The organism is Shewanella sp. DNRA4, assembly GCF_012843185.1.
GTDB lineage: Bacteria > Pseudomonadota > Gammaproteobacteria > Enterobacterales > Shewanellaceae > Shewanella > Shewanella xiamenensis.
The window spans coordinates 245,217-259,452 of record NZ_JABAIP010000002.1; the positions used below are offsets into that span (position 1 = coordinate 245,217).

The following is a 14,236-nucleotide window of genomic DNA, read 5'->3' on the forward strand; positions in this document are numbered from 1 at the left end:
GGATGCAAATTGACAGCGATTATCGCAAGCTCAGCAACGAAGTTGCAAGGTATGGAATAAAGGATTTTGTATACAATTTTGTTTTTTAGGCAACATTTTGTGATGAAAATGGCTGTGATCTCTCGCTAATAATCAAATTGAATTGTTATCTGAATCACTCTGGAATCATGACTAATTCTTACAAATTAGCTACTTAAGTTTTATTCAATCGCTAATATTGACCCATTATGCTAACATTCGCCATCTCCGCTCGGGGTCAGAGGGGAGCACATGTATCAGTGGAGTTGGCGATGCAAACATTAACAATAGACGTGGGCGGTAGCAAAGCCCTGTTCGAACTTCAACTCAAGGGGCATACAGAACAATATAAAATCCCCACGGGTGAAGGCTTTAAAATTGAAGACTTAAATAATCAAATCGCGGCGTTGGAACGGGATTATGATTTACAGCATTACCATTTAGCGATCGCTGTTCCAGGGCTTGTACAACAGAATCGTTTGGTATCTTGTAAATCCTTGCCCGGTTTAAATGGGTTGAGTTTTGATACCTTGAAAACCCAAGGTCAGCTTAAGTTTATCTGCAATGATATCGATGCGGGCATGCAGGCAACCTGTGATGAAAAATATGCCTGTGAGTTGTTAGTCATGTGTGGCACCGGTATCGGTATGTCGATTGCCTTTAACGGCAAAGCGTACACCGGTGCAACTGGCGTCGCTGGTGAGTTAGGGCATTGCCGAGTGATGACAGAATCGGGGGAGTTCACTTTAGAGCAGCTTGCCAGTGGTGATTCTATCCGTAGTCGTAAGATTTCTACTGCCGATGATGTATACCGTGCAGGTACTTATCTTGGTATGGGACTCGCGTGGGCGGTAAATCTGTTTAATCCTAATCGGATCTGGTTAGCGGGCGGCATGATGAACAGCGCACCTTACTATAAAGGATGTCTGGATAGTTTAAGACGCATGGCCTTGAGTGCGCCATTAGCCGAAATGAAGATTAATCGCGTCGATGATATGGAAACCTTGGTTTGCCGTGGTTTATCAGTGATCTTGGCAAGGGATTTTTCGGATAAGGCTGATTCGTAAAAAACGGAGATAGAAAAAACAAAGCCCTGCAATGCGGGGCTTTGTTTTTAATGCAGAAATTAATTTATCTTCAACAGTTCAACATCAAAAATCAGTACCGAACCACCGCCAATTTTGCCTGTGCTACGATTGCCGTAGGCAAGCTCACTTGGAATAAAGAAGCGATACTTATCGCCTTCGACCATCAGTTGCACGCCTTCGGTCCAACCTTTAATCACCCGATCCAACGGGAAGGCAATGGGCTCACCGCGCTCGACCGAGCTATCAAATACGGTACCGTCGATCAAAGTGCCATGGTAATGCACGGTCACGGTATCGCTCGCCTTGGGATGAACAGTGCCTGAGCCTTGATTTAACACCTGATATTGCAAACCTGAGGCGGTGGTTTTCACACCTTCTTTGGTTTTATTTTGTGCTAAAAATTCATTACCTAAACGGATATTTTCTTGGGCCGCTTTTTGGTTATTCATTGAGGTAAAGAAGTAAAAAATCACCCCAGCAATCACAACAACGGCAAGTAACATTTTCATTTTAAGGAACACCTTAGTCAATTTTGGCTATGTTATCAGTTTTTTAGCGTGAGAGGCTAGCGATGTTCGTGCGCGTAGCCGTGGATGATTCGCGTTACATTTTCTCACGCTTTAAAAGCATCCGAAGGCTTTATCCAGCTTTAGATATCGCTTAACCTGTGGCATTAGACTCTATAAAAACTCAATAAAAACAGATAAGAAGAATAAACAAGGATAGTCCTATGTTAACCAAAGCCGCAAAACCGTTGGTCAAGCTTGTCGACCGTTATTTACCCGATCCCTATATTTTTGTCTTACTCCTCACGCTAGTCGTGATGATTTCGGCCGTGGTCGCCGAGCAAAAAACACCTATGGACGTCATCAGTTACTGGGGCGATGGCTTTTGGGCACTACTGAGTTTTTCAATGCAGATGCTGTTAGTGCTGGTGGCGGGATTTATGCTCGCCAGCTCACCACCGATAAAAAAATTGCTCGATGCCATCGCCGGCTTGGCTAAGTCTGCGCCGCAGGCGATTATCTTAGTGACGCTGGTTTCTCTGGCTGCCAGTTGGATTAACTGGGGCTTTGGTTTGGTGGTCGGCGCGTTATTTGCTAAAGCGTTAGCCCGTAAAGTGAGAGTAGATTACCGTTTATTGGTTGCCAGTGCTTACTCTGGTTTTGTGGTTTGGCACGGCGGCTTGGCGGGGTCTATTCCGTTAACCATTGCCACTGCGGGGCATTTCTCAGAATCACAAATTGGCATTATCTCTACCAGTGAGACCATTTTTGCCAGTTTTAACTTGCTGTTAGTACTGATTTTGTTTGTGGTGATGCCACTGGTAAACCGTTTTATGTTGCCAGAAGAAAAAGACAGCATCTATATCGACCCTAAGGCGCTTGAAAATGTGAGTAGTGAAGAGAGCAACACAGCACATGCGTCAAACGCTATTACTCGTCCCGCAGATACATTAGAAAATAGCCGTTTACTGGGCTGGAGTGTGGGTTGCGCAGGGCTGGTGTACTTAGGCTATTACTTTGCAGTGCAAGGCGGCAGCTTAAACCTTAATTTAGTTAACTTTTTATTTTTATTCCTCGCCATAGTGCTGCATCAAACGCCACGCAGTTTATTGCTGAGTCTTAACGAAGCGATTAAAGGCGGTGCGGGCATTGTGATTCAGTTCCCCTTCTACGCAGGCATTATGGCGGTGATGATGCAATCGGGTTTAGCCCAAAGTATCTCCGAAGGATTTGTAGCCATTGCCAGCGCAGAAAGCCTGCCATTTTGGAGCTTTATCAGCGCAGGCATAGTGAACATTTTTGTGCCTTCGGGCGGCGGACAATGGGCGGTGCAGGCGCCGATTATGTTGCCAGCTGCCGAAGCCTTGGGCGCCGATGTGGCACGTGTTGCTATGGCGGTGGCTTGGGGTGATGCATGGACCAATCTTATTCAGCCTTTCTGGGCTCTACCTGTGCTGGCCATCGCCGGATTAAAGGCGCGGGATATTATGGGATTCTGTTTAATGCAGTTGATTATCACAGGGGTCATTATCAGTATTGCCCTAAGCTGGTTTTAAGTACTGATATAGCTCAAAATTTCCCCGTTAAAAGAATTAACGGTTAACGGGGCTAATTTTTTCATTGCGACTTCCGTATTGTGTCAATTCCAAATGTGGCCGACATTTTGTTATGTATGAGCCTTGAATTGGCGTCCCTAAGGGCTCTACAACTTGTAGGCACTCTGATATTCGTATCTTCAGGTTGATTGGGGATTTCAGGTTGATTGGATATGCGCGCTTTAAATCAATCTATCCATCACTCCGGTTTGGAGCCCATAACCCAGCAAGGCCAAGTTGGTTACTACCGTTAGCCAAAACAGTTTACGAAAGGCCGTTTTTACTGATTTATGGCGTAGAAGGTGCTGGGCAAACAGTGCACCGGGCCAGCCGCCCATCAGCGACATGAGGTGCAAAGTACTTTCTTTGGTGCGCCATTTACCTCTTTTAGCGGCTGATTTATCAACGGCGTAGGTGATAAAAGTGCATAAACTCAGCGCCAGATATAAACCAGCAATCGCGACTGGCAGCATATGCCACCAAGCCGCGCCAATTAACATGGCGAGAAAGGCCAGTGCTAATAACAATGGCATCGAACTCGCCTTGCTGTGAATCACTCCCGGCTTTGAGGCGCGGGACGAGCGGGTGTGAGTCGTTTTTTTGTTGTTCATTTGTTCTGGTGCTAGGGACGAATGGATTTAAAGGCGAGGTGGCGCCAGAGTTTTTCGAGCGGCCCTTGCTTAAAGTAGCGTAAATATACACTCGCAAGCAGCAATTGCAGTAGCGAATAACCCAAGGCTATTGCCATATAACCGCCTCTATTGAGGGTTAACAGTAACTCAGGGGCAAAGTGGCGAAAGATAAATACGCCAACGATAGATTGCAGAATATAAAGGCTAAAGGCGAGTTTGCCGACATTTTGCAGTGGCTTTAGCACGGTCGAGCGGTTTTGGCAGATATAAACCACTATATGGATATAAATCAGCGCCATCGGGATAGCACTCAGCATGACTAGAATGTCTGAAAACATTACCAGTATTGGGTTTTGAGTTAATCCTAGCAGGGTATCTAGGGCGGATAGCGCTAAGCTGGCTAAAACCAGCTTGATTAAGGTGTTACGCTCAAACCCCTGCTCGAAGCTACCTTGGCGATAGAGCGCCATACCGAGCAGCATCAGGCCACCCGTGAACCACATTAGTGTAAAGGGAATAACCAGCGCCATGTAACCGACCTGCATGACATGCAGGAACAGTTGATTGCTATAACTCGATGTCCAAGCGCTGTATTGCTCGGCGAATAAGGGCGATTCGCGGGTAAAGAGTTCGTCACTGCCCATGATGCTGATTAAGCAGATAACCACTAACGAGCTGAAGATAAAAATATTGGCCTTACGTTTTAACTCGGCGATGCTGGCATCTCGGTAGCAGAGTGCTAAAAAGCCGCTGACCCCATAGGTCAGTAAAATATCACCTGGCCAGATAATGATGCCGTGGATCAGGCCAAAGACAATCAACCATTTCAAGCGTGAGCGCAGCAGCGGATAGGCCGCTAAACCTTTATCGCTAACTCGTTGATATTGAATATAAAGCCCGACACCAAATAAGATGGAAAACAAGCTGATAAAGCGCCCTTCAATAAAGAAATTGCTAAAGGCTTCGAGCACTTGGTCCGAGAGCAATGGGATTTGATGGGGCGCATAGCCATAAAAGCTGATCCCCATAAAATAGATATTCATAAAAAATATCCCCAATACCGCTAACCCTCGTATGGCATCGAGGTTGGCATTACGTCCAATTGGGATTGGTTGATGGGGCATGTGAGTCGCATCGACGGGATTTCCCCAAGGGGCCTTGGCTGCTTGAGTGATAGGTTTGATAGCAGGCATCCTTTTGCTATTGGGGAAAATGAACCGAGTCAGCCTCGGATTATTCGAGTTGATAATACAAGTGTTAGCCTAACAATCGACCATTCGAAAGAATACTTAGGGTGAGCGTTGTTTACGTATTCTATCCAACTATTAGGGCGAACTTCACAAACTTATTCGTAGTACTTAATAATGAGTCCATATTTTTTTAGGAAAATTTCAACTAGCAAATTTAGCTCTACGTTTTTGGGCTCCGGATTTGTTACCACAATACTCTGCAACTTTTTTTCGTCCATATATTGCAATGTCAAAGAATATTTACCATTACACCAGAAAGAGCTGTCAGACATAAAATTGTGATAATCCCAAGAGCCGCCGATATCAGTAACTTTTAAAGTGCTCCAAATTAGTCTTTCTATTTGTTTGGTATGTTTAAAGTCTGACCATTGGTATTTAGGGGATATGGTAATTTTCAAGTGTGATCCGTACTGATAATAGGCTTAAAAAGCTATTGGCTATTCACCAATATCTTCGTTCCATAGCTGTGGCTTGGCGGCGATAAAATCGCGCATTAACTGCTTGCACTCGTGATTATCTACCACTGTCACGTCGACTCCGCGGGACTGTACATAGGCTTCCGGCCCTTGAAAAGTGACATTTTCACCGACCACTACCTTAGGGATGCCGTAGAGTAAAATTGCGCCACTGCACATATCGCAGGGGGAGAGGGTTGAATAAAGCGTGGCCTTTTGATAATCGGCGGCGGTCAATCTGCCAGCGTTTTCGAGGCAATCCATCTCAGCGTGTAACACGGCGCTGCCTTGCTGCACACGTTTATTATGCCCGCGGGCGACAATTTTACCGTCAATCACTAATACTGAGCCAATGGGGATACCGCCTTCGGCTAATCCTTGTTTGGCTTCATCAATGGCGGCCTGTAAAAATTCATCCATGTTGTCCCCCTGTTAGATTGTTTTGCTTAGCATAGCAGTCCGTAAGGTTTGGGCAAGACAACTTAACTTGTTATCTTGCTTGACGATTAACCTTGGCTCGGTGGCGTTAACTTATTTTTGCGGCTTTTCTGAAATCCATAATTTGATATGCCCCTTCACGACCACGACTCCTTGAGTGTCGTAGGCGGTTACGGGCACCAGCATATCGCCGGGGGCCCATTGCTCTGGCGTGACTTCAGCCACACACAAAATATCGCTGCCCGCTTTGGCGGTGTAATCCACACTCATGCCCTTAGGGATCCAGCGTAAATGGGCGGGTATCGAGGCTTCGGCCATCACGCCCATTGCCATTTCTAGGCCATTACAAATCGCAATCACGTGCACCGTTTTTATATGGTTATGAACAGCATGACGTTTTTTTATTAAACATGAACAGTAGTTAAGGCGTAATTCAGTGATCAGTGGTTTGATGGTGCCAAAATAAGGCGCCATACGTGACACCATCATTGAGAAGATTTTTTGGCCAAAGGGTAAACCTTGGGTCTTGTGGTAAAGCGCAAGCACCTTGTTAGGTTTGGTACGGGTTTCTTCGTGAGTACTCATGTTTATCCTTCATCGGAGTGCAAACTAAGGGGGATAATCTTTGGCCAATGATTATGTTAGGTCTTAGTGGCGCGGTTATCTTTTTCTGGTCGGATGAGTGTAACATTGAGGTAACAATAATTGCCAGTCGGCTGAATTAAGTAAACTTCATTTCGCTGTTTTTAGGCTAACACCGTATAATCACGACAAATTTGTCATCAATGACACCACATATTGATTTAGCAACAAGGACTTACATTGAAATATTTGCTGACCTATTTTAAGGGCATGGCCATGGGCGCCGCCGATGTGGTGCCAGGGGTTTCGGGCGGCACCATCGCCTTCATTACTGGCATTCTTGATACCTTGCTTGAAAGCGTTAAGCGCATCAATCCATCCCTTTGGGGGGTGATTAAGTCGCAGGGGCTAAAAGGCGCTTTTATACACATCAATGGCGGATTTTTAGTGAGTTTATTGGCGGGGATCCTGACCAGTATTTTTAGCTTCGCTAAGCTGATTTCGTGGTTGCTGGTGGCGCATCCCATTCCGATTTGGTCATTCTTCTTTGGCTTAATCATTATTTCTGTGGTGCATATGCTCAAGCAGGTGAGCGGCTTTACGCTGGCACGCTTAGGTTTATTCGTGCTCGGCGTGTTAGCTGCTTGGGCAATTACTGTGCTTAATCCTGTGTCGGTGGAAGCCAGTTACTTAAATATCTTCTTTGGCGGTGCGATTGCGATTTGTGCCATGGTGTTACCCGGGATTTCGGGCAGTTTTATCTTATTATTGCTTGGTTTATATCCTGTAGTACTCGCAGCGGCGAAAAATATTCAACTGGATATTCTAGCGTGTTTTGCTGTGGGGGCCGTAATGGGGTTACTGACATTTAGCCATTTATTGTCGGCGCTGCTACGTAAATACCATGATGCTACTATCGTGTTTTTAACCGGATTGATGCTTGGTACCTTAGGCAAAATTTGGCCTTGGAAACAAACCTTAACCTGGCAGACCAACTCCCATGGCGAGCAAGTGCCTTTGCTGGAACAAAATATTTCGCCACTTAATTTTGAGCAAGTGACTGGCCAGCCCTCACAACTCTTGTTTGCTATTGTGTGCATGTTAGCGGCGATTGCTTTAGTGTGGGGCTTAGAAAAGGTTGGTAAACGGGATTAGCTAATTCTGTGGATGATGTTGAATAAAAGCAGCGAATATCGCTGCTTTTCTGTTTTAAGGGCGATGGAATATCTCGACTTTAGGGCAATGTCATTTTGCTCGTTCTTTAGTTACAATCGCCCAATTATAGTGAGTGCTCAGCCATCGATGTTGTGCATCCGTTTAAACTCAGTGAGAGTTTGTCGTTACGATAAGGATATAGTTGTGGAAAAAAAACAGGTTCCCTGGGTTGGTGTGGCGCTAGCAATTTTTGCTTTAGGTCATGTAGTTAACTTACTCATTGATAAACAAGATTCTGAAATATCACCTGAATTAAAGCAGCAAATTTCTGACACGATCTTAGCTCATCGGCCATCAACCGCCGTGAATAATGTTGTCACTTCCACCCCGAACAACCTTGAGCTGGTTGACGATTCGCCCAAAATCCCGATGCCCGCTCAGTTAGCCCAAGTGAGTCAAATCTACAGTAATCTCAGTGCATTTGCGGCGCTCAAGCAAGATGGCACTGTGGTGGCATGGGGCGAGCCTGACTGTGGCGGCGATATCAATAATGCCGCCGAGCCTCTGGTCAATGTAAAACACCTATATGCGGCAGAGGATAGCTGTGGTTTTGCGGCCTTAACCCATGACGGAAAGCTTATTCCTTGGGGAATGGCGATGAAGCAAGTGCTGACAGGTGTTCGTTCTTTTGTGTTGGGAGAGGTGCTGTATGCGGCCATCAAACAAGATGGCAGTGTAGTGAGTTGGTCTAACTTGGATTCAACGCCTGCCGAACTGATCTCAGGGCAATATGCCGCGCCTGCTATGACCAATATTGACACAGTGTTGATTAACAAAGGTGCCTTTGCTGCCTTAAAGCAAGATGGAACTGTAGTCACTTGGGGGGGCGCCGATTATGGCGGCGATAGTCGTCACGTGGCCTCTGAACTTACCCATGTCGATTTGCTCTATGCTAATGATAATGCCTTTACCGCGAGGACAGCGACAGGGAAATTAGTGTCTTGGGGCGGGCCCAGCGATGAGCAAAAAGGCCGTGAGCAATTAGCCAAACTTAGCCAATTAGTGCCTGCCGTGAAAGTTGTTAACACCGATCATGGGTTCGCGGCACTGCTGGCTGATGGCAGCGTATATTCGTGGGGTGAGGGCGAATTGACTGAGTATCATGCCGCGTTTCCAGCGCGTTTATCTACCACAAGTCGCGCCAATAAAGTAATTGATATTTATGCAAATCGTGGTGCGTTTGCCGCTCTAACCATCAGTCGTCAACTGTACGTATGGGGCAGTAAATTCAATGGTGCCGATACGTCAGTCATACAGGAAAAGTTGCAAAACATTGATAAGGTTTATCCCTTTGATGAGGGATTTGTCGCGCTACGTCGGGATAATACGGCCGTTGCTTGGGAAGGTTGGGACTTGGGACAGCATCAACCACGTTATCAAGAAATCCCGCAGGTGGACAAGGTGGTGACCTATGAGCGGGAGTTTGCCTTTTTAAAACAGGATGGCACTGTGGTTGATGGTCACTCTGGACCTAAAACTCAAATCACTCAAGCATCGGATATTTTCCCGACAGGCTTTGGGTTTACGGTTAAACGCCAAGATGGTTCCATTGCTGTATGGATGGGTGAAGAGCCTGCGATGACGTTAGATAAGCAAGCCGTTGATTTGAGTCAAATGCGTGAGATTCGAAGCAATTTGTTTGATGCCATTGCTTTAATGGCCGATGGCACTGTACAGGCATGGAATATGATGGGCTTGAGCGGACAAGCCTCGCAATAACGAGTGCAAAATACTAAAACGCAAGGGCTAAGGTTATTAGATCTTAGCCCTTTATTTTAGGCTGAGGCTTTGTCGTTTTCAGCTTGATTGGCTTTGATTTCACGCAAATAGCGGTAAATGGAATGCACTGAAATCCCCAATCGAGTGGCGGCTACTTGGGCGCTGTCTTTGAGTTCAAAAATCCCTAATTCATAGAGTTGATTGACGATTTCACGACTTTTTTGCGAAGGTGAAATCGCCGCGTTAGCACGAACTTCATGATTCACACTGTCAATCGCACTATGTAGCGCCTCATCAATATTGCGTGCGAATACTTCGGGTGAATGGGTCTGCTCACTGCTAAACAGTTGCTCTGGCATCATAGTGCGCAGGACTGATTGCAATGGGGCATCCATATCCGTGTTGATACAGAGCAATCCAATCGGTTGATCTTTGCTATTGCGGATAATGGTGGTGGTTGATCTGAGTGTTTTGCCGTTGGCACATTTTGTCAGGTAAGCGTTAGAAATATCTTGTCCCGATTTTAGTTTTTGTATCGCAAGATTGGTAATCGGCGCGCCAACTTCTCGCCCGGTTATATGACCATTGGCAATTTTGACCACCGAAGGATGCTTAGCATCTAAGCTGTGCAGCACTACCTCTGTATGCTCGCCATACATGGAGGCAATCCCATCGACGATATTTTCGATCGACTTGAGTATATCCAGATCGCTTTGGGTTAAATCTTGCAGTTTCACTCTTTTAGCCTCTTCATCAAGCGCTTATCGCGGATAAGTGCGTTATTCCGACATGATGTTGATAATAGTGACATCCGTAGAGGACATGCCGTTAAGGACCATTCTGCCAATGTTCTTAATGGTTGTTTCTACATCTTTGGCAATGATGCCTTGCCCAGAAACGTTTTGGCTGTTGAGCGCCATTAAGAAGGAGCGCACCGCCGCACTCGATGAGGTACTGACCTTCATAGCGCAGGAGGCTTTCGCACCATCACAGACCATACCCGAGCTGTCGCTGATAACGTTTTGAATCGCAAAGCAGGATTGCTCGAAACTGCCGCCTGCTAAATACACCATCGCCATAGAGGCGGCGGCGCTGGTGACCGTATTGCCACAAAATGCCGATAATGGCGGGTAGTGTGACTTAATATAAATCGCCCCTAAGTGGCTCATAATTAAGGCGCGCGCCAGTTTTTCTTCACTGACTTTATAACACTGAGCGGTGATCACTACCGGAATCGTGGCCGCAATCCCTTGGTTACCACTGCCTAAATTGCTCATGGCGGGCAGGTTAGCGCCGCCCATACGCGCATCGGAAGCTGCCGCAGTTAGCATCACAATTTTATTGAGTAGGTCTTCGCCAATAATCCCCGCGGCAATACCGTTTTTCATGGTGCGGCCGACTTCTAACCCATAGGGTTTGGACATACCTTCATCGGATAATTTGCTATTTAACTCAGAGGCTTTAAGGATAAATTGGATTTCTTCGAAGGGAACTTCTTGGGCAAAACGGTAAATCGATTCAATATTGATATCAACGCCGTCGCAGATAGATCCCGTTGCCTTAGCTTGAGTGTTATCCGCTGTGAACACTAACTCACCATTTAGGCGCTTTTCGGCTATTAAAGTATGGCCGCCACAGATTTTCACCATGGCCTCTTGTTCACCCGCGGTTAAGGTCACACAACAATAGATAAATTCATCGGTCTCGGTACGCTCGACTTTTACTTTACCCGCATCAATAAGAGTTTGTGCTTGCGCCACTTGCTCTGGCGTGACACTGGCTAGTACTTCCAATCCTGCGTCGGCATTCCCTGCAAGTGCGCCAGTGGCGGCAGCGATCGCAAGACCAATTTTGCCTGTGCCTGGCACATAGACGCCCATTGAGTTTTTATACAGATTATCAGAGACCTGCACTGCAATTGCATCTGGATCACCAGTCAACAATGTGCGTGCAACCGCCGCCGCGTAAGCTGCGGCAATCGGCTCTGTGCAGCCTAAAGCAGGTTTAACAACTTGGTTGATGATGTGAATATACTGCTGCCATTGGGGTTTCATCGGGCTACAACCTTACAGATGCTTAATCGTTAACGTGGGCGATGGCTTCGATTTCCACTTTGACACCCAGTGGGAGATCCTTCACCGCAAAACAGCTGCGCGCTGGGCAGTCGGTTTTAAAATAGGTTTTATAAACGTCGTTAAAAGCGGCAAAATCACTGATTTCGCTTAAGTAACAAGTGGTTTTAAGTACGGTTTCAATGCTGCCGCCGCCAGCTTCGAGCACGTATTTTAGATTCTCAAGGCATTGCACCGATTGCTCGCTGATGCCGCCATCAACCACGCCACCTTTGTCTTTGCATACTGGCAGTTGTCCTGAGGTAAAAATAAGGTTGTTATAGCGAGTGCCGTGGGAATAAGGGCCAATGGCCAGAGGCGCGTGTTCTGCGTGAATAATGCTTTTCATGATTGAATCACCAAAGTCTAAATTTGCAACATTATTTGCATTTTTTGGTGATAGAGCAATCGTTATTGCAAATATTTTTGTATCCATAGAAAGTTTTTGTGTTTTTTATTTAGCTATATCAGATTGTTATGTTCTGTGGTGACTACTGTTGGAAACACTCAACTTGGCTTTGACTCAAATGAATTTGCATTAGATAGCGGTTTTATGACTCGGTAATACCCTTGTTAGCTTTAACTCTGGTTAATAGGATTAATAGGATTAATAGGATTAAGCCCAAATGAATCCGAGCGAAGATTTTGGCTAGATTCTAAAACTGTTGCCAAATTTAGTTGACCACTACAAGGTGAGTTTACGCGGTAATCGTGAGCTTATTGCAAGTCCATTGAACGTAGTTATCATTGCAATAAGCTGTTTGATATACATTTATTTATCTGAGCTTGGGGTATTCAGGCAAACGCTTACTCTTACTTTTTGTCATAAGAGCTGCTCGACATTGAAGTAGAATAACTAGGCGTTATTCCTTGTTTCACGAGCACGATCTTGCCATAACAAACAACATTTAATCTCGAAACATCCCATACGCCCGAGAAATGAGCACACCCTCAAAATTGTTTGAAGGTGTGTGAATCAAGCTAAAGCTTAAACTGCGAAGTCGCATTCTTCAGTTCATCGGCAAAATCGACTAAGCCTTCTGACACATTTCGCACCTGTGACAAAATCTGTAAGGTTTCGTCAAAGGAAGCATTCATACTAACCACATTATTTACAACGAGAGAGGCGACAGAAGCTTGTTCTTCGGTTGCAGAAGCAATATTCGTGTTCATTCCATTAATACTGACGATTTGCTCTTGGATTGATTTTAAGGCGAGGCCAGTATTTTTCGCGTTGGTTTCATTTTCTGAGGATTTGGTTAAGGCGGCATTCATGGTATTGACGGAAGAAACCGCGGCGGTTTTAAGATTTTGTAATACTTGACGGATTTCAGTGGTTGCATCGGCGGTTTTAGAGGCTAGGGCGCGCACCTCATCGGCGACGACCGCGAAACCTCGGCCTTGTTCACCCGCACGTGCGGCCTCAATCGCGGCGTTTAGCGCTAACAGATTGGTTTGTTCTGCAATCGAGGTAATCACATTTAAAATCGAGGTGACATTTTCAGTATCTCTAGCTAACTCATTGATAGAATTTGAAGCAACTTGGATTCCTTTGTTGAGATCTTGGGAGATATCTATGGTTCGTTGCACCACATTCATGCCTTGCATGGCTTCTTTTTCGGCAACTTGGGCGGCACTGGCGGCTTGTCGAGCATTTTGCGATATTTCAATCACGGAATGACGCATATCCTCCATTGAAACTTGCACTGTACTCGCATCTTGACTCTGTTGCTGAGTCGCTTTAGTCGCATCTTCCATACGCTGTTTTAACGAATGTGAACTCTCTAACAGCGGGTCTGTTACGTTCACTACTTGGAGGATGGAATCGGCAAGTAATCTTAGAAATCGATTGAAGTTGCTGGAGACTTGGCCTAACTCATCAGTGCCAGAAACAGTGAGTTGATGATTTAAATCCCCTTTGCCATCAGCGAGTTCTTCAAGCGAGCGGGCAACGCTATGGGCGGCGGAGCTAATCGAGCGAGCAATTGCAATGGTTACAATAAACATCACGATAAGTAATGCAATACCAGAGGACACCGTTAGCCACAAGCTTTGCTCCGATCTGTCTGCGGCTTCTTTGATCGCTTGTTTAAACTCAATGATTTTACTCTGTTTGTAGGCTTGTACCTCATTGAGAACCGCTTCAAAGGCTTGGGACTTTTCTTGGCTGATTTGGCCAATATTTGCCATATCGATAGTCCCAGCCAGCATGCCTTTAGCTAGCTTTAGCGTCATGTCATTGTAGCGGGTGAGTTTATTAGATAAGCCGTTTAACTGATTTGCCTGCGAGGGATCAACGCTATCAAGCTGTTGTAGATTCTTACGAACTGACTCGTACATATTTTCCGCGTTGGTCAATAAATCTTCATCTGCAAAGGAAACCGATTGGGTATAAAGTTCATCGAGTCGTTGCACGAAAAATACGTTTTGATTGGCTAACTCTACTCTTTGATAAACTTGTTGCTCCATATAATTAAGCGTTGCGCGATTTTTATTAATTGAAATAACACTAATGCTTAAATTTAATGTGAATATAACGACAGCTAAAATAAAAATTGCGCCAACTTTTTTAAAAATAGAAACGTTGTTAAAAAAATTCATTATCAGCCCCCAAAAGGTGCCGGAGT

At 45.5% G+C, this 14,236-nt stretch carries 13 protein-coding genes; 4 read left to right on the forward strand and 9 right to left on the reverse strand.

Annotated features, from left to right (window positions below; genetic code table 11):
• Positions 1 to 290 precede the first annotated feature (290 nt).
• Complete coding sequence (locus HG547_RS03050) at positions 291 to 1,085, forward strand: ROK family protein (protein ID WP_037415724.1); 795 nt, start codon at positions 291 to 293, stop codon at positions 1,083 to 1,085.
• Positions 1,086 to 1,144: 59 nt separating this feature from the next.
• On the opposite strand, the gene HG547_RS03055 is transcribed toward HG547_RS03050, so the two are convergent.
• On the reverse strand, positions 1,145 to 1,615 hold the full coding sequence (locus HG547_RS03055; RefSeq protein ID WP_099457712.1) for an FKBP-type peptidyl-prolyl cis-trans isomerase: 471 nt from the start codon (positions 1,613 to 1,615) through the stop codon (positions 1,145 to 1,147).
• Positions 1,616 to 1,836: 221 nt separating this feature from the next.
• On the opposite strand from HG547_RS03055, the gene HG547_RS03060 reads away from it, so the two are divergent.
• Positions 1,837 to 3,168: a short-chain fatty acid transporter gene (locus HG547_RS03060; protein ID WP_169546974.1), complete on the forward strand. Its 1,332-nt coding sequence runs from the start codon at positions 1,837 to 1,839 to the stop codon at positions 3,166 to 3,168.
• Positions 3,169 to 3,389: 221 nt separating this feature from the next.
• Here the strand turns inward: HG547_RS03060 and HG547_RS03065 are convergent, their stop codons facing one another.
• The 4 genes from HG547_RS03065 to HG547_RS03080 form a co-directional block, all read right to left on the reverse strand.
• Positions 3,390 to 3,818, reverse strand: coding sequence for a DUF1294 domain-containing protein (locus HG547_RS03065; RefSeq protein ID WP_169546975.1), 429 nt, complete (start codon positions 3,816 to 3,818; stop codon positions 3,390 to 3,392).
• A gap of 11 nt (positions 3,819 to 3,829) precedes the next feature.
• Positions 3,830 to 4,963: a DUF418 domain-containing protein gene (locus HG547_RS03070; protein ID WP_248278686.1), complete on the reverse strand. Its 1,134-nt coding sequence runs from the start codon at positions 4,961 to 4,963 to the stop codon at positions 3,830 to 3,832.
• 563 nt (positions 4,964 to 5,526) lie between these two features.
• Complete coding sequence (locus tag HG547_RS03075; protein WP_088585881.1) at positions 5,527 to 5,964, reverse strand: nucleoside deaminase; 438 nt, start codon at positions 5,962 to 5,964, stop codon at positions 5,527 to 5,529.
• A 111-nt stretch (positions 5,965 to 6,075) separates the two neighbouring features.
• Positions 6,076 to 6,567, reverse strand: coding sequence for a hotdog fold domain-containing protein (locus HG547_RS03080; protein ID WP_037415749.1), 492 nt, complete (start codon positions 6,565 to 6,567; stop codon positions 6,076 to 6,078).
• 237 nt (positions 6,568 to 6,804) lie between these two features.
• On the opposite strand from HG547_RS03080, the gene HG547_RS03085 reads away from it, so the two are divergent.
• Positions 6,805 to 7,719, forward strand: a complete 915-nt coding sequence (locus HG547_RS03085; RefSeq protein WP_037415751.1) for a DUF368 domain-containing protein — start codon at positions 6,805 to 6,807, stop codon at positions 7,717 to 7,719.
• A gap of 204 nt (positions 7,720 to 7,923) precedes the next feature.
• Positions 7,924 to 9,498, forward strand: a complete 1,575-nt coding sequence (locus HG547_RS03090; RefSeq protein ID WP_169546977.1) for a hypothetical protein — start codon at positions 7,924 to 7,926, stop codon at positions 9,496 to 9,498.
• A 56-nt stretch (positions 9,499 to 9,554) separates the two neighbouring features.
• On the opposite strand, the gene HG547_RS03095 is transcribed toward HG547_RS03090, so the two are convergent.
• The 4 genes from HG547_RS03095 to HG547_RS03110 form a co-directional block, all read right to left on the reverse strand.
• Positions 9,555 to 10,235, reverse strand: coding sequence for a PAS domain-containing protein (locus HG547_RS03095; RefSeq protein ID WP_169546978.1), 681 nt, complete (start codon positions 10,233 to 10,235; stop codon positions 9,555 to 9,557).
• 42 nt (positions 10,236 to 10,277) lie between these two features.
• Positions 10,278 to 11,552, reverse strand: a complete 1,275-nt coding sequence (locus HG547_RS03100) for an L-serine ammonia-lyase, iron-sulfur-dependent, subunit alpha (RefSeq protein ID WP_169546979.1) — start codon at positions 11,550 to 11,552, stop codon at positions 10,278 to 10,280.
• A gap of 22 nt (positions 11,553 to 11,574) precedes the next feature.
• The gene (locus HG547_RS03105; protein ID WP_037416092.1) at positions 11,575 to 11,958 is read right to left on the reverse strand and encodes a RidA family protein; all 384 of its coding nucleotides are present in this window, start codon (positions 11,956 to 11,958) and stop codon (positions 11,575 to 11,577) included.
• 632 nt (positions 11,959 to 12,590) lie between these two features.
• Positions 12,591 to 14,210: a HAMP domain-containing methyl-accepting chemotaxis protein gene (locus tag HG547_RS03110; RefSeq protein WP_037415762.1), complete on the reverse strand. Its 1,620-nt coding sequence runs from the start codon at positions 14,208 to 14,210 to the stop codon at positions 12,591 to 12,593.
• Between the last annotated feature and the right edge of the window lie 26 nt (positions 14,211 to 14,236).